The sequence below is a fragment of the Dyella sp. SG609 genome, assembly GCF_012275375.1.
GTDB lineage: Bacteria > Pseudomonadota > Gammaproteobacteria > Xanthomonadales > Rhodanobacteraceae > Dyella_D > Dyella_D marensis.
In genome coordinates this window covers 87267-105804 of the sequence record NZ_JAAZQJ010000003.1, presented here as the reverse complement: position 1 = coordinate 105804, position 18538 = coordinate 87267, and the positions used below count along the sequence as shown (strand labels likewise).

The 18538-nt window shown below is 65.3% G+C and carries 18 protein-coding genes; 6 read left to right on the top strand and 12 right to left on the bottom strand.

The window, feature by feature from the left end; genetic code table 11:
* Positions 1–64 precede the first annotated feature (64 nt).
* The 4 genes from FHW85_RS06795 to FHW85_RS06780 form a co-directional block, all read right to left on the bottom strand.
* On the bottom strand, positions 65–436 hold the full coding sequence (locus FHW85_RS06795; protein ID WP_167257077.1) for a DUF2946 domain-containing protein: 372 nt from the start codon (positions 434–436) through the stop codon (positions 65–67).
* A 485-nt stretch (positions 437–921) separates the two neighbouring features.
* Entirely contained in the window at positions 922–2658 is a 1737-nt protein-coding gene (locus FHW85_RS22545; RefSeq protein WP_168647779.1) for a tetratricopeptide repeat protein, read from the bottom strand.
* A 45-nt stretch (positions 2659–2703) separates the two neighbouring features.
* Positions 2704–2841, bottom strand: coding sequence for a J domain-containing protein (locus FHW85_RS06785; protein ID WP_168647778.1), 138 nt, complete (start codon positions 2839–2841; stop codon positions 2704–2706).
* A 27-nt stretch (positions 2842–2868) separates the two neighbouring features.
* Positions 2869–4587 carry a molecular chaperone HscC gene (locus FHW85_RS06780; protein ID WP_210427724.1) on the bottom strand — a complete coding sequence of 573 codons (1719 nt, stop codon included), beginning with the start codon at positions 4585–4587 and terminating at the stop codon, positions 2869–2871.
* Between the two features lie 339 nt (positions 4588–4926).
* Here FHW85_RS06780 and FHW85_RS06775 point away from each other — a divergent pair, with 339 nt between their 5' ends.
* Complete coding sequence (locus FHW85_RS06775) at positions 4927–6294, top strand: alginate lyase family protein (protein ID WP_168647776.1); 1368 nt, start codon at positions 4927–4929, stop codon at positions 6292–6294.
* A 383-nt stretch (positions 6295–6677) separates the two neighbouring features.
* On the opposite strand, the gene FHW85_RS06770 is transcribed toward FHW85_RS06775, so the two are convergent.
* Positions 6678–6974 (bottom strand): hypothetical protein, encoded by a 297-nt coding sequence (locus tag FHW85_RS06770; protein ID WP_168647775.1) that lies wholly within the window; start codon positions 6972–6974, stop codon positions 6678–6680.
* A 733-nt stretch (positions 6975–7707) separates the two neighbouring features.
* On the opposite strand from FHW85_RS06770, the gene FHW85_RS06765 reads away from it, so the two are divergent.
* Both FHW85_RS06765 and FHW85_RS06760 read left to right on the top strand, forming a co-directional pair.
* Entirely contained in the window at positions 7708–7908 is a 201-nt protein-coding gene (locus FHW85_RS06765; RefSeq protein ID WP_168647970.1) for a CsbD family protein, read from the top strand.
* Between the two features lie 69 nt (positions 7909–7977).
* Positions 7978–8145, top strand: a complete 168-nt coding sequence (locus FHW85_RS06760; protein WP_168647774.1) for a DUF1328 domain-containing protein — start codon at positions 7978–7980, stop codon at positions 8143–8145.
* Between the two features lie 182 nt (positions 8146–8327).
* On the opposite strand, the gene FHW85_RS06755 is transcribed toward FHW85_RS06760, so the two are convergent.
* The 6 genes from FHW85_RS06755 to FHW85_RS06730 all read right to left on the bottom strand — a co-directional run bounded on the left by FHW85_RS06755 (position 8328) and on the right by FHW85_RS06730 (position 14605).
* The gene (locus FHW85_RS06755; protein ID WP_168647773.1) at positions 8328–8927 is read right to left on the bottom strand and encodes a hypothetical protein; all 600 of its coding nucleotides are present in this window, start codon (positions 8925–8927) and stop codon (positions 8328–8330) included.
* A gap of 286 nt (positions 8928–9213) precedes the next feature.
* Positions 9214–11043 (bottom strand): glutamine--fructose-6-phosphate transaminase (isomerizing), encoded by a 1830-nt coding sequence (gene glmS, locus FHW85_RS06750; protein ID WP_167257085.1) that lies wholly within the window; start codon positions 11041–11043, stop codon positions 9214–9216.
* 196 nt (positions 11044–11239) lie between these two features.
* Complete coding sequence (locus tag FHW85_RS06745; RefSeq protein WP_167257086.1) at positions 11240–12610, bottom strand: pyridoxal-phosphate dependent enzyme; 1371 nt, start codon at positions 12608–12610, stop codon at positions 11240–11242.
* Between the two features lie 173 nt (positions 12611–12783).
* The gene (locus FHW85_RS06740; RefSeq protein ID WP_167257087.1) at positions 12784–13020 is read right to left on the bottom strand and encodes a YdcH family protein; all 237 of its coding nucleotides are present in this window, start codon (positions 13018–13020) and stop codon (positions 12784–12786) included.
* Between the two features lie 377 nt (positions 13021–13397).
* On the bottom strand, positions 13398–14000 hold the full coding sequence (locus FHW85_RS06735) for a hypothetical protein (protein ID WP_168647772.1): 603 nt from the start codon (positions 13998–14000) through the stop codon (positions 13398–13400).
* The gene (locus FHW85_RS06730) at positions 13997–14605 is read right to left on the bottom strand and encodes a DUF4398 domain-containing protein (protein WP_168647771.1); all 609 of its coding nucleotides are present in this window, start codon (positions 14603–14605) and stop codon (positions 13997–13999) included. Before FHW85_RS06730 ends, FHW85_RS06735 begins: the two co-directional genes overlap by 4 nt.
* A gap of 87 nt (positions 14606–14692) precedes the next feature.
* On the opposite strand from FHW85_RS06730, the gene FHW85_RS06725 reads away from it, so the two are divergent.
* Complete coding sequence (locus tag FHW85_RS06725) at positions 14693–15808, top strand: PilT/PilU family type 4a pilus ATPase (protein ID WP_167257090.1); 1116 nt, start codon at positions 14693–14695, stop codon at positions 15806–15808.
* A gap of 64 nt (positions 15809–15872) precedes the next feature.
* Here FHW85_RS06725 and maiA read toward each other — a convergent pair whose 3' ends face one another.
* Positions 15873–16538, bottom strand: a complete 666-nt coding sequence (gene maiA, locus FHW85_RS06720) for a maleylacetoacetate isomerase (protein WP_168647770.1) — start codon at positions 16536–16538, stop codon at positions 15873–15875.
* Positions 16539–16696: 158 nt separating this feature from the next.
* On the opposite strand from maiA, the gene FHW85_RS06715 reads away from it, so the two are divergent.
* Together FHW85_RS06715 and FHW85_RS06710 are read left to right on the top strand one after the other, a co-directional pair.
* Complete coding sequence (locus FHW85_RS06715) at positions 16697–17860, top strand: phosphoglycerate kinase (protein WP_168647969.1); 1164 nt, start codon at positions 16697–16699, stop codon at positions 17858–17860.
* Between the two features lie 11 nt (positions 17861–17871).
* A complete protein-coding gene (locus FHW85_RS06710; RefSeq protein WP_168647769.1) occupies positions 17872–18504 on the top strand; it encodes an HAD hydrolase-like protein in 633 nt (210 codons plus the stop codon).
* Positions 18505–18538 lie beyond the last annotated feature (34 nt).

The following is an 18538-nucleotide window of genomic DNA, read 5'->3' as shown; positions in this document are numbered from 1 at the left end:
GGCGGTTCCTTGGAAGACGGCAACGCAGCCGGCACGCTCCGCGTGCCGGCACGATCGAAAGCAATCAGGCGTTGAGGTCCGCCGGTGGTCCGCGGGGCGCGGCCGAGAGGAGCAGCGTTCGCGAGGTGCGTGGCGCCGATACGGACCACGACAAGCGGTACGGCGATGGCAGCGTGGCCGGCGGCAGCCAGGCGACGCTGCTCACGACCGGGCTATGGCCCAGCAGGTCGCAGTAGCCGCATTTGTCCAGCGACGACCGGTGCGGCGAAGCATCCCCGCCGTGGCCGGCGTGCTCGTCGCAGTGCATGGCGCCATCGGCCATCGCCATGACCGGCGCCGCCGCCCATACCTGGGAGATCGGCGGCGCGGCGACAAGCAGCCACATGGCGGCGAAAGCCAGCCATGCGATGGGCTTGTGGAGGCGCGGTCGGGTCACGTCGGGTGCCGGGTGATGATGGAGGCCGAGGGGGATCATCCCAGGTAGGGTGCGCAGGTGCACTGAGACAAAACGTCACCGTGTGTCCTGCAACTCTTCTCCCCGCCGGGGAGAAGATGCCGGCAGGCAGATGAGGGGTGGGTGCTCGCGATATAGCTTCTATGAAGCGAAGAAGAGCTTTTGGGCTTTCTCAACTCTGCACTCACCGCTCCGCCCGCCCCCTCACCCCAACCCTCTCCCCGGAGGGGAGAGGGGGTATGTCGAGGCGATCGGGTGTGGCATAGCGGCTCCTATCGAACTCTTCTCCCCGCCGGGGAGAAGATGCCGGCAGGCAGATGAGGGGCGGGTGCTCGCGATATAGCTTCTATGAAGCGAAGAAAAGCTTTTGGGCTTTCTCAACCCTCCACTCACCGCTCCGCCCGGCCCGTTACCCCAACCTTCTCCCCGGAGGGGAGAGGGGGATGTGAGGCCGTCGCATGCCCACATCAAAGACCAGGGACGATATGCCCCGAGGCCGCCCTGTCCAGCACGGCAATGAATTCCCTGTTCGAACTCGAACCGGTACTGATCAAGCTGGCCAGGTCACCAGCCAGCAGCCTGGCGTGATACCGCTGCTCGTCGCTCAGCCCACGCTCCAGGCTGGCCATGGCCGGCGTGGTGTTGAACTGGACCGGCCCCTTTCTCGAAGCCGCCACCCTCATCAAGGCATCCGCAATCACCGGGTTCTTCGCCACGGTCACACCCCGCTCGAACATCGAGGCAAGGCGCTCCAGCGCGGCAGCATGCCCCTGCCCCGCCGCATTGCGATACCAGCGAAACGCCAGGGTGTCATCCCGCGCCACACCCAAGCCCTGCTCATAGAGCGAACCCAGGGCGTTCTGCGCATCCGCGTTGCCCGACAACGCGGTCGTCGCCCACCAGCGCGCAGCGGTCTCGTAACTCTGCTCCACGCCTTCGCCCTTGGCATACAGCAGGCCAAGCTGATATTGCGCGGGCAGATGATGCTGCGCCGCCGCCTTCTCCCACCATCGGCGCGCCTGCTTCGCATCGGCCTCTACGATGCGACCGTCCTTGTACATGCCGCCCAGATGGAACTGCGCCTCGGCATGGCCATTCACCGCTGCCTGACGGATCAGCTCCAGCGCCTTCACCGGATTCTGCTCAACGCCCTGCCCTTCCTCGTACATCAGGCCCAGGTTGTACTGCGCCGGCGGATGTCCGCGCTCGGCCGCCTTCTGGAACCACTCGAAGGCTTCGCGATAGTCCTGCGCATCGGTCGCCTTGAGCCTGATCTTTTCGCCGAGTCGGTTCTGGACCGCGGGGTCGCCTTGTTCGGCCATCTGGCGCATGAAGGCGTCGTCGTACGCGATGCGCGCAAGCTGCGAGGGCTCCTGCGGTATCTGCACTTGAGGTGCCGTATAGGCAGGCTGCTGCTGATCGCGCGACGACGAAGAACCGCCGCTGAAAATATGCATGAGCGCGAAAAACACCGGCAGCAGGAACAGCCAGTTGAACGGCGAGCCGCTACCGGTACTGCGCTGCCGCGGCTTGTACTGCGCGGGCGAGGCCGGTGCCTGCTGCTTCTCCTCATAGGCCCGCAGCAGGGTCGCGTTCTCGCGCAGTCGCTCTTGCCACCACTGCAAAGCGGCCCCGCCGAAGCGCTCGGCAAGCTCTGGCCGGAACGCCGCATAGCGATCCAGCAAGCGGTTGGCATCGGCCACCTGCCAGGGCATGGCCTTCTCGCGGGGATCGCGCTGGCACAGGGCGTAAAGCTGCACCGCCTCGACGAACTGCTTGCGATCGGCACCGTCGCCGTTGTCCAGGAAACGCCGCAGCATCTGCTGGCGCTGCAGGCGATGCACCAGGTCGGGCCGCATCGCCGCGAGATGCCGGTTCGAGGTTTCCCAGGCAAACAGCTCGGAAGCCTCGTCCAGCATGTCCATATCGGACGGCGCGGCGAAGGCGCGCAACAGTACGGCCTGCTCGAACATCATCTTGGCGTCGAGCGAGGTCAGGCGCGCGTCCTGGGAGTAATTCGCCAGCAGCGTACCCATCGCTGCCGGGCCAGACGCGCGGGTGGCTTCCACGAACTCGGCGAAGACCTGCGAGGCCAGCTCGTGCGCGTCATCCGCCAGCGCGACGCGCACCGGCACCGGCACCGGACGCGCCGCCTGCGGCGACTCCTGCGGCTCCTCTTCCGGCGCGCCCAAGGCCTGCGGCACAACCGCCACCCGCTCCGCATGCCCGGCATGGCGCAGCGCCCACTCCTAAGCCTGGCGGATGCGCTGGAAGCGTTCGGCCTCCGTCTTCTGGTCGCATTGCTTCAGCGCCCGCGCATAAGCCTTGCGGATCGTCTTGGCGTCAGCCTGCGGGTCGATCCCCAGCGTTTCGAACACCCACTCCATGCGAGCTCCCGGATGAAACGGTGAAAATCAGGCATCCAGCAAAGGATGGTTTTCGAAGCGGTCGAGCCAGGCCTGGAACTGCTCGCGCGTGGTGGCGATCTCGCGCGGGTCCTGCCGTTCCAGCACCGCTTCGAACTGCGCCATGGCCTTGGAGATCACCAGGCGCGCCTCGCCCAGCGTCTCTTCGAACAGCCGGTTGGCGCGCGCCATGATGGCCGCGTTGCGCGCATCCTCGCGCGGATGCAGCTTCAGGCTGGACAGCGCGGCGAGGCGCTGCTGGATCTCCTCGCCCGACAGCACGCCTGCGTGCTCCTGGATCACGATGCTCTTCTTCGCCTCGGTGCCATGCGCGGTCGCTTCCACTTCGAGCAGTCCGTTCACGTCGTAGGTGAAACGCACCGACACACCGGCCGCGCCGGCGGGCATGCCGGGCTGCACGGCGATCTCGAATTTGCCCAGCGGGATATTGTCCTTGACCAGCCGCGCCTCGCCCTGGAACACCTCGATGGCGACCTTGGTCTGGCCGTCCCTTACCGTAAACACATCGCGGCTGCGGCTGGCCGGCACTACCGTGTTGCGCTCGATGATCGGCAGGTAGAAGCCGCTGACCATGCCGTTGTGGCCGGAGCCTTCCACGATATTGATGCCCAGCGTGTACGGGCACACGTCGGTCATCACCATCTCGTCCAGCGCGGCATCGTCCATTTCCAGGCCGGCCTGGACGGCCACGCCCAGCGCCACGACTTCGTCAGGATTCAAGGCGGTGGCCGGGAACCGGCCGAACATGCGCGTCACCAGCTTGCGCACCACCGGCATGCGCGTGGCGCCGCCGGCCAGCACGATCTCGTACAGGTCCGCGGCGCGGATGCGCGCGTCGCGCAGCGCGCGCTCCACCGGCAGGCGCAGCCGCTGCAGCAGCGGCTCGCACAGCGCCATGAAGCGGTCTTCGTCGATGCGGTAGGCGATCTCGGTGTCGCGCAGGCGGAAGGACAGCGCCGCCGAGTCGGCGGTCGACAGCGTGCGCTTGAGTTTTTCCGCGGCGTCGCGCAAGCGCTGCCGGTCGCCGGGTGAGAAGTCGTCCGGCTTGAACGAGGTATGGGCTGCGATCGAGGCCATGATGTCCTCGACCAGCACCTCCAGGAAATCCTCGCCGCCCAGGAAGTTGTCGCCCGCGCTGGCGCGGACTTCCATCACGCCGTCGAAGATCTCCAGGATCGACACGTCGAAGGTGCCGCCGCCCAGGTCGAACACCAGAAACTTGCGCTCGCTGCCGGCGTCGCGCACGCCATAGGCCAGGGCGGCCGCGGTGGGCTCGTTGACCAGCCGCTCCACGCGCAGGCCGGCCAGCTGGCCGGCGGCGCGCGTGGCCTTGCGCTGGGCGTCGCTGAAATACGCCGGCACGCTGATGATGGCCTCTTCCACCGGATGGCCCAGGAAGGCCTCCGCGTCGGCCTTGAGCGAACGCAGCACGAAGGAGGAGATCTCCTCCGGCCGGAACTTGCGCTTGCCCAGGCTGATCTCGCGCGCCGCGCCCATGTAGCGCTTGAAGTTGGCGACGGTAAGCTGCGGGTGCGTCTGCAGGCGGTCCTTGGCCGCCTGGCCCACCAGCAGTTCCCCGGTTTCCGACAGGCCGACGCATGACGGCGTCAGCATCGCCCCGAGCGCATTCGGGATCAGCACGGGCGCGCCGTCCTTCCATACCGCGACGAGACTGTTGGTCGTCCCTAAATCGATACCGACGATCAAGATACTTCTCCCTTGTCCTGAGCCGGCGGCACGGCGCGGTCCGACGGCTGTAACCATCGGATCGGCGGCGGCCAGGCTTTCCTGAGTCGTCTTCGAGGCTTACCGGAAAACGACATCCCCCGGCGGCATGATAGCCAAGGCCGGTGGCGGTTGGGCAGAAGGGTGACGCCAATCACGCCGGAGCGGCGCGGCCGCTTCCCGCCGCAGAACGCGCGCTTTACACCCAGGCCGCACCCCCGGGCGCCTGGCCCTAAATGACGGCGGCCGGCCCGGCATGACCATGACGACCCTCGGCCGCTCGTCGCAACGTGTCGCCTCTCCGTTCCCTGGACCATCGATATGCAACTGAAAGCATCCCTGTCCGTTCGAACCTTCGCTCCGCTGCTGCTGGCGCTGGCCGCCTGCGCCGGTATCCGGCCGAGCGCGGCGGCGACCGCCACCTTCGTGCATCCCGGCGTTATGCACACCGCCGACGATCTCGCCCGCATCAAGGCGCATCTGACGCAGGAACCGTGGGCGAGTGGTTACCTCAAATTGAAGAACGATGGCCTTTCGTCGCCGACCTACCATATCCGCGGCGGCCATTGCGCCAAGGTCGTGCGCGACACGCCGGCCCAATGCATGGGCGAGTTCAATGACGACGCCAATGCGGCCTATCAGCAGGCGCTGATGTGGACCTTGAGCGACGACCCGCGCTATGCGGCGAATGCGATCGGGATTCTCAATGCCTGGTCGGGCACGCTGAAGTCGATCGAAGGCCATGACGCACCGCTCGCCGCCGGCTTGAACGGCTTCAAGTTCGTGGCCGCGGCGGAATTGATCCGCTACAGCAAGGCCGGCTGGTCGGCGCAGGACATCGCGGCATCCGAGGCGATGTTCCGCAATGTGTTCTATCCGGTGATCAAGGATTTCGCCCCGTATGCGAACGGCAACTGGGACTCCAGCTGCATGAAGGCGATGATCGCGATGGGCGTGTATACCAACGACTGGGGCATGTTCAATCGCGCGCTGGATTACTACTACAACGGGCCTTCGGACGGCGCGCTGACGCATTACGTCATCAATACCTTCGGCGAGACGCAGGAGAGCGGGCGCGATCAGGCGCATACGCAGCTGGGCATCGGTAATCTCGCCGAGGTGGCGGAAGTGGCGTGGTCGCAGGGCTTCGATCTTTACTCGGCGTACGGCAATCGCCTGCTGGCCGGTTTCGAATATGTCGCGCAGTACAACCTGGGCCATGACGTGCCGTTCGATCCGATGGTCGATACCACCGGCAAGTATCCGCACAAGACCATTTCCAGCCAGAGCCGCGGGGATTTCCGTCCGGTGTACGAGATGGCCTACAACCACTACGCGCGCCGGAAGGATATTTCGGCGCCGTATACGCAGCAGGCGGCGGAGCATATTCGTCCGGAAGGGCGGACGCCGTATGCGGATAACAATGGTTTTGGCACCTTGTTGTTTACCGAGGATGCGATCCGCGTGCTTGCGCCGCGTGGGACGGGTAACGCGCCGAGTGGGTTTGCGGTGTGCGCGAAGGAAGGGGCGAGCTGCAAGGTGACGCAGGGGACGGGGCTGGTGGCTTATGGTGCGCGTGGGGTCTGGCATTATCGGGAAGTGGGGGTCGGGCAGTCCGTGGATTGCACGAATACGGCTTTTACGGATCCGCTGGTAGGTGTGTCCAAGACCTGTTCGGTGCAGCAGTAAGAGATCACGCATTACGACGTGGGGGATAAGCGGCACCCTTCCCCCTCCGTCATTCCGGCGCAGGCCGGAATCCAGTAACGGGACGCGCCATGGAGCGGCGTAGGTTGGGGTGAGCCATCGGCGAACCCCAACACTGCGTGGCGCTTCGATGTGCCGGTGTTGGGGTTCGCCTTTGGCTCACCCCAACCTACGCCTGCTCTTCTCCCTTCCGAGGAGAAGATGCCGCTCCTATGGGACTCCCTTCGGTCGCAACAGATGAGGGGTCGGGGCTCGCGGTGGAGTTCCACGAAGCGGCGTAGGTTGGGGTGAGCCACCGGCGAACCCCAACGCTGCGTGGCGCTTCGACGTGCCGGTGTTGGGGTTCGCCTTTGGCTCACCCCAACCTACGCAGGCGGCTGTGCCACCTCACTCTTTATCTGCAACCACTGCATCCGCAAATGCGCCTGTGTCGCGCAGCGCGTGCCCATTTCGATAAACGTTGCGATGCTTTCCAGCATCACCGGCAAGCGCTGCGCATTCACGCTGCCGTGTTCGTCAGCCAGTTCCGCCAGCCACCGGATTGCGTTATGCGCGAAATGCAGCCACTCCGTTGCATCGTTCAACAACGCATCCGGCCCCGCCTCCGGATCGGAAAAATATTCCACGTGGCGTGTGAGCCACGCTTCGCCATAGATATCCATAAGCAACTCCTTGCCATGCGCCGCCCTCGTTCCGAGAACGGCACGCCGCCGGACAGCACGGCGTGCCGCGACCATACGGACTCGAGGCTGACCGGCCACCTGGGACACAGGCGCCGGGCGGCTTGATTGAGGAAGTGGAATGCGGCTTCAGGTGCTTTCGCCGTTGCACGAGGCAACGCGCCGGGTTGCACGGCTAGGAATCATTACCTGCGAAAACTCTTAGGCCGCGGCTCTTCAACCGTGTCCGCGAAGACGGCGGACAGCCCGATTAGTCGGCGGATGTGTCGCCCGGGGGATCGGTGAGCGTACGAGTGACGTATGATCTGGCACAGCCATGATCAACTCCTTAGCCAGTTGGTGATGGTTAGCGGGTCAGGGGTGGTCGCACACCCTTGGCCCGCGCTCTCACGACATTGCTGCCATGGTTGCCCGCGACGCGACGAAAACACAGCGCGGGCAACATCGATCACGCTAGCAGACACGCATTCGGGTTGTCTTTAGGGCAAATCCGAATTTGCATCGCACCCACTATGCAAACGACGCGCATCACTCCTCAGATGAGTGACGCGTGACGAAAACATTAGCGCCTTCGCGCCCCGCTCATACTCATGAACGGCACTCGATCGGAACGCCGCCGATTCACACACGAATCATCCGCCGGCTCCTATTCCTAAGAACCACCGCAACCGCCGCAGTCCGCTTGGACGCGGCATCCATCGTGGAGTATCAGGATATGAACGAAGACCGGATCAAGGGCCAATGGAAACAGCTCCAGGGGAAGCTCAAGGCGCGCTGGGGCAAATTGACCGACGACGATCTGAAAGTGGCCGAGGGAAGCTCCGAATACCTCGCCGGCAAGCTGCAGGAGCGTTATGGCATCGCCAGGGACGAAGCGATGAAGCAGCTGAAAGAATTCGACGAGAGCGGAAGGTAATCCGCAACGCTCCGCATCCGGATCGGCCGTCGCCAACGGCAAGTACCATCATCCATAGGAGGGTACGCCATGCTGTACTACGCCATCGTCTTTCTAGTCATCGCACTGATCGCCGGCTTCCTGGGCTTCTTCGGCATCGCCGGCCTGGCCGCAACCATTGCGAAAGTCCTGTTCATCGTCTTCATCGTGCTGTTCATCATCTCGCTGATCGCGGGTCGCCGACGTCCACCGGTGTAACAGCCAGCCGCAGCATTGACGATAACGACGCCGGGGCCATTGGGCCCCGGCGTTTTAGTGCAAGTTGCCCTAGTCGGCGAGCCGTGAAGAACACCACTGATGGTTATATAAATCGGGCCGTTACCAGCGAGGGCCGCCGACCGGCTTCTGGTCTGGATGAATTCGACCGTATTGACCATGGCCTACGGGTGCAGAATGCGAGCCCGAACCACATCGCAAAGCAGGTACGCTTCGAAATCTCCCAAGCTGGTGATCTCAACTCCGAGACGATTTCCCATGACCACGAATTCGATGCCGAGTAGAGGGTTGCTCGCCGCATCAAGAGGCTCGCCGGTGATCCACAGGGGTTCGACGTTGACGAAGTCATACTCGACGTTAGCGACTTGCACGCAGAGACCCTCTCGAGTTCGAGAGAATGCTGTCAAAGGTTCGTAGATCAACGAAGGAACGCCACCGAATTCTTCGATGAGGCGCTTTGCTCCTTGCATGCTGGCATGTGGAGAAAACCGCAGGGCAACGCCAACCTTGCCAATTACCTCATCTCGATATTCGACGCCAATACGTAACTCGGCGGTCGATTTCGACCATGAGTGCACAAGCGCACGGAACACGCGGCCCTTGGTGTCTGAAATCCAAATATCGTCACCGGGCAAAAAAGGATCGAAGGTGGCGGAGTGTGTTAAAGAGCAATCGCCTCCTTTCTGTACCTGACAATTCCCAAAGGTAATGGGTGTCAATGCCGGCACCGTCCAGAACTGTTTGCGGAACTGTCTTACATCCAATGGTCAATCACCTTCTCAGGAAATTGCAGAATTCAGACTTTCTATGCCGCGCAACCGCCAGGCCGCTTCCGCCGTATCCTCGCCATCCCTTCGTGTTCCGGCGCTTCCATGAGTATTTCACAGTCACTGCGATTCTCGTGATTCAGGCCACCCCAGGGACCGAAGCGCCAGCCATCGCAGACATGACCTCACAAAAAAAGGCGCTTGCCAAGAAACAGCAAGCGCCTTCTGAACAGATCACATCTTTATTTCAATTCCACAACTGCAGCGCACCATGGCGCCGCACTTATTCCACCGTCACCGACTTCGCCAGATTCCGCGGCTGATCCACATCCGTACCCCGCAACACCGCCACGTGATACGCCAGCAACTGCATCGGCACCGTAAACACCGCCGGCGCAATAAAGTCACCGCCGCCGTCGATGCGCAGAATGCTGCCGCGCGCCGCGTTGCCATCCATGCTCGCCGCGCCATCCGCGAACACCAGCAGCTCGCCGCCGCGCGCGCGTACTTCCTGCAGGTTGGACTTGAGCTTGTCCAGCAGCGGGCCGTTCGGGGCTACCGCGATCACCGGCATGTCTTCGTCCACCAGCGCCAGCGGGCCGTGCTTGAGTTCACCGGCGGCGTAGGCTTCGGCGTGGATGTATGAGATTTCCTTGAGCTTCAAGGCGCCTTCCATCGCCACCGGATACTGAGCGCCGCGGCCGAGGAACAGGGCGTGCTGGCGGTGGATCAGGTGTTCGGCGAGGTCCACGATCTGCGGTTCCAGCTCCAGCGCCTTTTCGATGCGCTTGGGCAGGCTTTGCAGCTGGGCGGTGAGATCCGCATAGCGCCCGTCGTCCAGGCCGCGCTGGCGCGCCAGCTGCAGGGTGAGCAGGCCCAGCGCGGCGAGCTGCGTGGTGAAAGCCTTGGTGGAAGCCACGCCGATTTCCGGGCCGGCGCGCGTCATCAGCTTGAGGTCCGCTTCGCGCACCACCGAGGATTCCGGCACGTTGCAGATCGCCAGCGTGCCGAGATAGCCGCGGCGGCGCGATTCGCGCATGGCGGCCAGGGTGTCGGCGGTTTCGCCGGACTGCGAAATGGCCACGAACAGCGTGCCTTCCGGCACCACCGCTTCGCGGTAGCGGTATTCGCTGGCGACTTCCACGTTGACCGGCAGGCGCGCGTAGTCCTCGATCCAGTACTTGGCGACGAGGCCGGCGTGGTAGCTGGTGCCGCAGGCGATGATGTGCAGGCCCTTGGCCTTGCTCAGCAGCTCGTCGCCGTTGACGCCGAAGATGTTGGGCAGCACGCCGTGCGGGCCGATGCGCGCTTCGAGCGTGTCGGCCACGGCGCGCGGCTGCTCGAAGATTTCCTTCTGCATGTAGTGGCGGTATTCGCCGCGCTCGACGGCATCGGTGGACAGCTCGCTCTCGTGCACGGCGCGTTCCACCGGCTGGCCGTGCTGGCCGTAGATGCGTACCTGGTCGCGGGTGATTTCCACCACGTCGTGTTCTTCCAGGTAGATCATCCGGTTGGTGACCTGGATCAGCGCCTGCGCGTCGGAACCGAGGAAGTTCTCGCCGATGCCCACGCCGACCAGCAGCGGCGCGCCGCGGCGGGCGCCGATCACGCGGCCGGGTTCCTTGTCGCTGATCACGGCGATGGCGTAGGCGCCTTCCAGTTCGTGCACCACCGACGAGACCGCGTCGAGCAGCGACTTGCCGGACGCGAGGCGCTCGCTGATCAGCGCGGCCATCACTTCGGTGTCGGTCTCGGAGGTGAACGCGTGGCCGCGCGACTCGAGTTCGCTGCGCAGCGTGGCGTAGTTCTCGATGATGCCGTTATGCACCAGCGCCACGTGGCCGGCGACGTGCGGATGCGCGTTGACCTTGTTCGGCACGCCGTGGGTGGCCCAGCGCGTATGCGCGATGCCGGTGCCGCCGGGGAACGGGTCGGCCAGGTACTGCGCTTCCATCTCGCGCACCTTGCCCTTTTCGCGGACGCGACGGATTTCATCCTGCTGCAGCACGGCGAGGCCGGCCGAGTCGTAGCCGCGGTATTCCAGCGCCTTCAGGCCGGCGATCAGCAGGGGGGCGACGTCGCGCTGGGCAGTGGCGGCAACGATTCCACACATGGGCAGAGTCCTCTTGAGGAGAAAGGGGGACCGGAAGCGGACTTCCGCAGGGCCGGGACTTTGTCGGCCACCCATTTCAGCAAACTTTCGCGGCGCATCCGACCATGCACGCGCCATTTCGTGCACTCGCGCGGCCGGCTGTTCATCGAACAGCCGGCTTTGTGGCGAGCAGCATCCGCCAAGCCTGTGTTGGCGCCTAGTGCACCTTACGGCGTAGGTAATTCAGCAGGTCGATGCGGGTGATCAGGCCCATGAACTGCTCGCCATCCAGCACGATGGCCACGTGGCCGCGCTCGAACACCGGCAGCAGCGCGGTGATCGGCTCGTGGATGTCGAGGATCTGCAGGTTGCTGATCATCGCGGTGGAGACCGGATCGCGGAAGCGGCTTTCGTCGGCGTGCACGTGCATCAGCACGTCCGATTCGTCGAGGATGCCGACCAGCTTGTTGCCGTCCATCACCGGCAGCTGCGACACGTCGTACAGCTTCATGCGCGTGTAGGCCGTCATCAGCAGCTCGCCGGGGCCGACCACCACGGTGTCGCGCTGGGTGAACGGGCGCAGCAGCAGGTCGCGCAGGTCGCCGTGCTGTTCGCGGTCGATGAAGCCGTTGTCCAGCATCCAGTAGTCGTTGTACATCTTCGACAGGTACTTGTTGCCGGTGTCGCAGACCAGGGTCACCACGCGCTTCGGCGTCGTCTGCTCACGGCAGTATTTCAATGCCGCGGACAGCAGCGTGCCGGTGGACGAACCGCCGAGCACGCCTTCCTTCGCCAGCAGTTCGCGCGCGGCGAGGAAGCTTTCCTTGTCGCTGATCGCGTAGGCCTTCTTCACCCGGCTGAAGTCGCTGATGCTGGGCAGGAAATCCTCGCCGATGCCTTCGACCATCCAGCTGCCGGACTTGGTCGAGAGAATGCCTTCGTTGATGTACTGCGCGAGGATGGAACCGACCGGATCGGCCAGCACGATTTCCGTATCCGGCGACACTTCGGCGAAATAGCGCGACAGGCCGCTCATGGTGCCGGAAGAACCGCAGCCGACCACGATGGCGTCCACGCGGCCGTCCATCTGCTCGTAGATTTCCGGGCCGGTGGTGGCGATGTGCGCGGCGGGGTTGTCGGGATTGCCGAACTGGTTGATGAAGTAGGCGCCGGGCGTTTCGCGCGCGATGCGCTCGGCCATGTCCTGGTAGTACTCGGGGTGGCCCTTGGCCACGTCCGAACGGGTGAGCACCACTTCGGCGCCCATCGCCTTGAGGTTGAAGATCTTCTCGCGGCTCATCTTGTCGGGCACCACCAGCACCAGGCGATAACCCTTCTGCTGCGCCACCAGCGCAAGGCCAAGGCCGGTGTTGCCGGCGGTGCCTTCGACCAGGGTGGCGCCCGGCTTGATCTTGCCGGCGCGCTCGGCGCCTTCGATCATCGACAGGCCGATGCGGTCCTTGATGGAGCCACCGGGATTGGCGCTTTCGAGCTTGAGGAAGAGCTCACAGGGGCCGGCATCCAGTCGCTGCGCGCGCACCATCGGGGTGCGGCCGATCAGTTCGAGGACACTCTGGTGGACCGTCATGGAAGCTCCTGCGTTCGGTTCGCGGGCGGCCCGGTTCGGACTGCCTCAGGCCGGCGATGATAACCGAGCCGCCCTGCGTTCCCCTGACCGCGCGCGCAAACGAAGCGGCCCCGGCAGCCGTTCCCTCGCAAGGGTGGCTCCGGGGCCGCGTGTCTTGAGTTTGAAACCGCAGGCTAGTTGACGATGCGGTGCTTGTGCGCTCGTTCATCCCACATGCGCTGCAACCGTTCCTTGGCGTGGAGCTTTTCTTTCTTCATGCCCGTAAGGGTCATGTCGTCGATGGGAAGAACGCCGATCTCGGCGTCGTGCACCTTGCTGTCGAGCTCCTTGTGGTGCTGGTACAGCCGACGGAATTCGGCGTCGGCTTTCATCAAGGCTTCGACATCGTCACGCTGCTGGTTTTCGAACATGATCCGACCTCCTCGCGAAGAACCGCGGGCACGGGATCGGTGCGCCCGCTAACGGTGGCAAACCATGCGCATGCCGATGGCCCGCGCCGGCTTGCCGGTACGCAGGTGATCGGGTGATCGAGGGATAGGCGCATGATTCAGGTCAGTGACCCATGGTGCATGAGTGCCCCATGGGTATTCGACCCTACTCCCGCATCCGGGGGCATGCAAGCGCGTTTCGGCGAAGCGCATCACAGTGCGATTCGCACGGAGAAAGGCCGCCGCGGCAGGCTTTTTTTCGCGTTAAACGATGCTTTCAACGATGCTTTCGATGGAAACGAAAACGCCCGACGGAATGATCCGCCGGGCGCTTCGTTCGTGCATGACAACAGCGATATTTACTTGCCCGAATCGCCCTGCATCTGCGAGCGCATCGCCTTCGCCGCCTGGGTGGCCAGGTCGGCCTGGCGCTTGGCGGCGTTGGCCACCTTGGCCTGGGCCGCGGCGAGCTTCTTGGCCTGGTCGGCCTGGGCCTGGGCCTGCACGGCCTGGGCCTGGGCGGCGGCGCCTTCCTGCTGCAGGCGGGCGGCTTCTTCCTGGGCCATCTGGTACTGCATGCGCTGGCGGTCGAGTTCGCGGCGGGCGGCCTCGACCTCGCGGCGGGTGCCGTCGAGCTGGATCTGGTCGTGCTCGCGGTCGAGCTGGTTGACCTTGATCTGGGCTTCCTGCAGCTGGGCGGTGGCCTTGGCCAGGTCGACGCGGCGCTCGGCCACGTACAGCGCATGGGCGCGGTCGCGCGAGCGGGCCTGGGCCAGCCGGCCGATGGCGTCGCGGGCACGGGCCTGCTCGGCCTGGGCGTAGCCGCTCAAGGCGGGGTCGCGGGCGAGCTGGTCGAGGCTGCCGTTGAGGCGGGCCACGTCCATGTCGTCCTTGGCGTGGGCCGAACCCACGGCCGCGGCGGCGAGGACGAGCGCCGACAAGGTGATGCGCAGGGGCTTCATGGGTGGCCTCCCTGGTCGTTGGTCTGCGGTTGCGGCTGCGGCAGGGTCTGGAAGCCGCCGTCCTGCGGCAGCGGCTGCAGCACGGACGAGGACGGGGCCGGCATGTCCTGCGTCTGTTCCTGCGCCGGCAGGCCCTGCTGCTGTTCCTGGAACTGGCGCTGTTGCTGCTGGGCCGCCTGCTGGGCGGCTTCCTCCTGCGCGTTCAGGTTCTGCTCGATCTGCTCGCGCAGCTCGCGGTTGCCCTGGGTCTTGCGCTGGATCTGGGCGCGGGCGGCGCCCAGCCGTGCCTTGGCGCGGGCGAGTTCGGCGTCGGCCTGGGCTTCTTCGGCCAGGGCCGCGGCGTCCTCGTACTTGCGGCTGGCCATGGCGGCCTGGGCCTGCTGGAACTTGTTTTGCGCGAAATCCAGGTCGACCGGGGCGTAATCGGCCGCACCGGCGTCGCGGGCGTACTGCAATTGCATCTGCGCCTGGTTCATGGAGCCGTCGGGCGGCGGCACGCTGGCGCAGCCGCCGAGCGAGCCCAGCACCACGGCCAGGATCAGGCTGGAAAACACCGTGCGGACGCCATTCTGGCGGCTATCCGGCGCGGAAAAGATGTGGACCATCACTCATTCCTCTAAGAGTGTCGCAGCGTATTGTGGGCGGGCATAATCGTTGTTTGCAACGCGTGAGCGTCATTTCAGGGGACACGAGTGGACATTGGTTACTTCCTCAAGCTCATGGTGGACAAGGGCGCGTCGGACATGTTCCTGACGACCGGCGCCCCCGTGAACATCAAGGTGGAGGGCAAGCTGTACCCGCTGGGCAATACCGGACTCCCCGGCGGCATGGTGAAGAAAATCGCCTATTCGCTCATGGACGAGGGCCAGGTGCCCCAGTTCGAGCGCGACCTCGAGCTCAACATGGCGCTGGCGGTGAAGGAAGCCGGCCGTTTCCGCATCAACGTGTTCAAGCAGCGCGGCGAAGTGGGCATGGTGATCCGCGCGATCAAGAGCGAGATCCCGAGCATCGACCAGCTGCAGCTCCCGGGTATTTTCCGCGACCTGATCCTGGAACCGCGCGGCCTGATCCTGGTGGTCGGCGCCACGGGCTCGGGCAAGTCCACCACCCTGGCGGCGATGCTCGACCACCGCAACCAGAACACCTCCGGGCACATCCTCACCATCGAGGACCCGATCGAATACCTGCACCGCCACAAGAAGTCGATCGTGAACCAGCGCGAAGTCGGCCTGGACACGCACAGCTATCACGAGGCGCTGAAGAACGCGATGCGCGAGGCGCCGGACGTGATCATGATCGGCGAGATCCGCGACACCGACACCATGGAAGCGGCCATCTCGTTCTCCGAAACCGGCCACCTCTGCCTGGCCACCCTGCACTCCAACAACGCCGACCAGACGCTGGAGCGCATCCTCAACTTCTTCCCGGAATCGGCGCACAAGAACGTGCTGATGAACCTCGCCCTGAACCTGCGCGCGGTGATCAGCCAGCGCCTGGTGATCGGCAAGGACGGCCGCCGCCTGCCGGCCACCGAAGTGCTGCTCAACACCCCGTTCATCCGCGACATGATCCGCCGCGGCCAGATCCACGAGGTGAAGGAAGCGATGGACCGCAGCCTGCAGGAAGGCATGCAGACCTTCGACCAGTCGCTGTACCGCCTGTACAAGGAAGGCCGCATCGAGCTGGACGAGGCGCTGGCCAAGGCCGACTCGCGCGACGGCCTGGCGCTGAAGATCCGCCTGTCCGAAGGCGGCGGCTCCGAGAGCGCGGAGCTGGTGGGCAACGACCCCTACGGGCTCGGCTTCTAAGCCCTTCCGCGGAACACCGCCATCACCCCGGCACACGCCGGGGTGATGCGTTTCAGGGTTCGGATCAATCGACCGCCGGCGCGTCCGGCTGAGCTTCCGGCGCGGCACGCTGGAACGCCTCCAGCGCCTGGCAGGCCTCCACGATGCGCCGGATGGTCGGGAACGCCTCCATCGGCAGCTTCCAGCGCACCGCGTTGTAGTGCTGCGGCACCAGGCAAGCGTCGGCCAGGCCGGGCTGGTCGCCGTGGCAGAAGCGCCCGGTCGCAGGGCTGTCCGCCAGCATCGCTTCCAGCGCGCGGAAACCCTCGCCGATCCAATGCCGCGACCAGCTGCCGCGCATCGATTCCTCCACATGCATCTCGCTGCCCAGGTACTGCAGCACGCGCAGGTTGCCCAGCGGGTGCACGTCGCAGGCCAGCAATTGCGCCAGCGAGCGCACGCGGGCGCGGCCGGCGGCATCGGCGGGCAGCAGCGGCGGCGCGGGATGCGTTTCGTCGAGGTATTCCATGATCGCCATGGATTGGGTCAGCACCTGCGCGCCGTCCACCAGGCAGGGCACCAGTTCCTGCGGGTTGAGCGCGCGGTAGGCCTGCTGGTGCTGCTCGCCGCCGTCGCGCACCAGGTGCACGGGGCGGTTGTCGTAGGCCAGCCCCTTCAGGTTCAGCGCGATGCGCACGCGGTAGGCGGCGCTGGAGCGCCAATAGCCGTACAGCACCCGGTCCGAGCTCATGGATTGGCGTCCTTCCGCTGTCTCAAGGCGGGCCAGGATAACCGCACCGCGGTTTGCATCGTCACCGGACGGGCGGGACAATACGGGGTTCGCGCTCGCCAGGGCGCCCTCTTTCCCACCTTCCAACCAGGAGTTGCGCCGTGTCGTCCTTCCTCCGCATGAGCGATCTTGATCTGCGCAGCAAGCGCGTGCTGATCCGCGAAGACCTGAACGTGCCGATCGAGGACGGGCGGATCACCTCCACCCAGCGCCTGGACGCCTCCCTGCCCACCATCAAGGCCGCCCGCGACGCCGGCGCCCGCGTCATGGTGATGTCGCACCTGGGCCGCCCGAAGGAAGGCCAGTTCGACGCCGAGTCCTCGCTGGCGCCGGTGGCCAAGTGGCTGGGCGACAAGCTGGGCACGCCGGTGCGGCTGGTGTCCGACTACCTCGGCGGCGTCGACGTCGCCGACGGCGAGGTAGTGGTGCTGGAGAACTGCCGCATGAACGTCGGCGAAGGCAAGGACGACGAAGCCCTGTCGAAGAAGTACGCAGCGCTGTGCGACATCTTCGTGATGGACGCGTTCGGCACCGCGCACCGCGCACAGGCTTCCACCCATGGCGTGATCAAGTACGCCCCCGTCGCCGCCGCCGGCCCGCTGCTGTCGGCCGAGCTGGACGCGCTGGGCAAGGCGCTGGAGCACCCGGCGCAGCCGCTGCTGGCGATCGTGGCCGGCTCCAAGGTCTCCACCAAGCTCACCCTGCTGGAGAACCTGATCGGCAAGGTCGACCAGCTGATCGTCGGCGGCGGCATCGCCAACACCTTTATCGCCGCCGCCGGCTACGGCGTCGGCAACTCGCTGTACGAAGCGGACCTGCTCGACGCCGCCAAGAAGGTGATCGCCGACGCCAAGCGCCGCGGTGCCGAGGTGCCGATGCCGGTGGACGTGGTGGTGGCGCCGGAGTTCTCCGCGCATGCGCCGGCCACCGTCAAGCCGGTGGACCAGGTGAAGGACGGCGAGATGATCCTCGACATCGGCCCGCAGACCGCCAAGAACTACGCCGCGCTGATCGCCAAGGCCGGCACGGTGGTGTGGAACGGCCCGGTCGGCGTGTTCGAGTTCGACGCCTTCGGCAAGGGCACCGAAACGCTGGCGCGCGCGGTTGCCGCGTCCGACGCGTTCTCCATCGCCGGCGGCGGCGACACACTGGCCGCGGTCGAAAAGTACGACATCGAAAAAGATGTCTCGTACATCTCGACCGGCGGCGGCGCGTTCCTGGAGTTCCTGGAAGGCAAGGAACTGCCGGCCGTGGCCGCGCTCAAGGCGCGCGCAGCCAAGTGAGTTCGCCGCGCATGCTTTGCCTGTTCGACCTGGACGGCACCCTGATCGATTCGGAACTGGGCATCGTCAGCTGCGTGCGGCACGCCTTCGAGCAACTGGGCGTGCCGGCGCCGGCGGAACTGCGCCACTGGATCGGCCCGCCGCTGCGGCACAGCTTCGCGCCGCTGCTGGACCACGACCCGGCCCTGGTGGAAGCGGCGGTGGAGCATTACCACCAGCGCTTCCATGCCATCGGCTGGCGCGAGCACACGGTGTATCCGGGCATCGAGGCGATGATCCAGCGGCTGCGCGATGCCGGCCACGAGCTGGCCATCGTCACCAGCAAGCCGGAGCGGCATGCGGCGCCGATCGTGCAGGCGTTTCCGTTTGCCGACGCGTTCGTCCGCCTGTACGGCCCCGATCCGAACAGTGCGCACAGCGAGAAGGCCTCGATGATTGCCGCGGCGCTGGCGGATTTCGGTGCGGACCCCGAGCAGACCGTGATGATCGGCGACCGCCATTTCGATATCGACGGCGCGGTGGCCAACCGTGTGCGCGGCATCGGCGTGCTGTGGGGCTTCGGCAGCCAGGAAGAACTGGAACAGGCCGGCGCGCACGTACTGGTGAATGAGCCGTCGCAACTGGGCGACCTGCTGGCGGCGTGACGCTGCCGCGGCGGACATAAAAAAACGCCGCGGC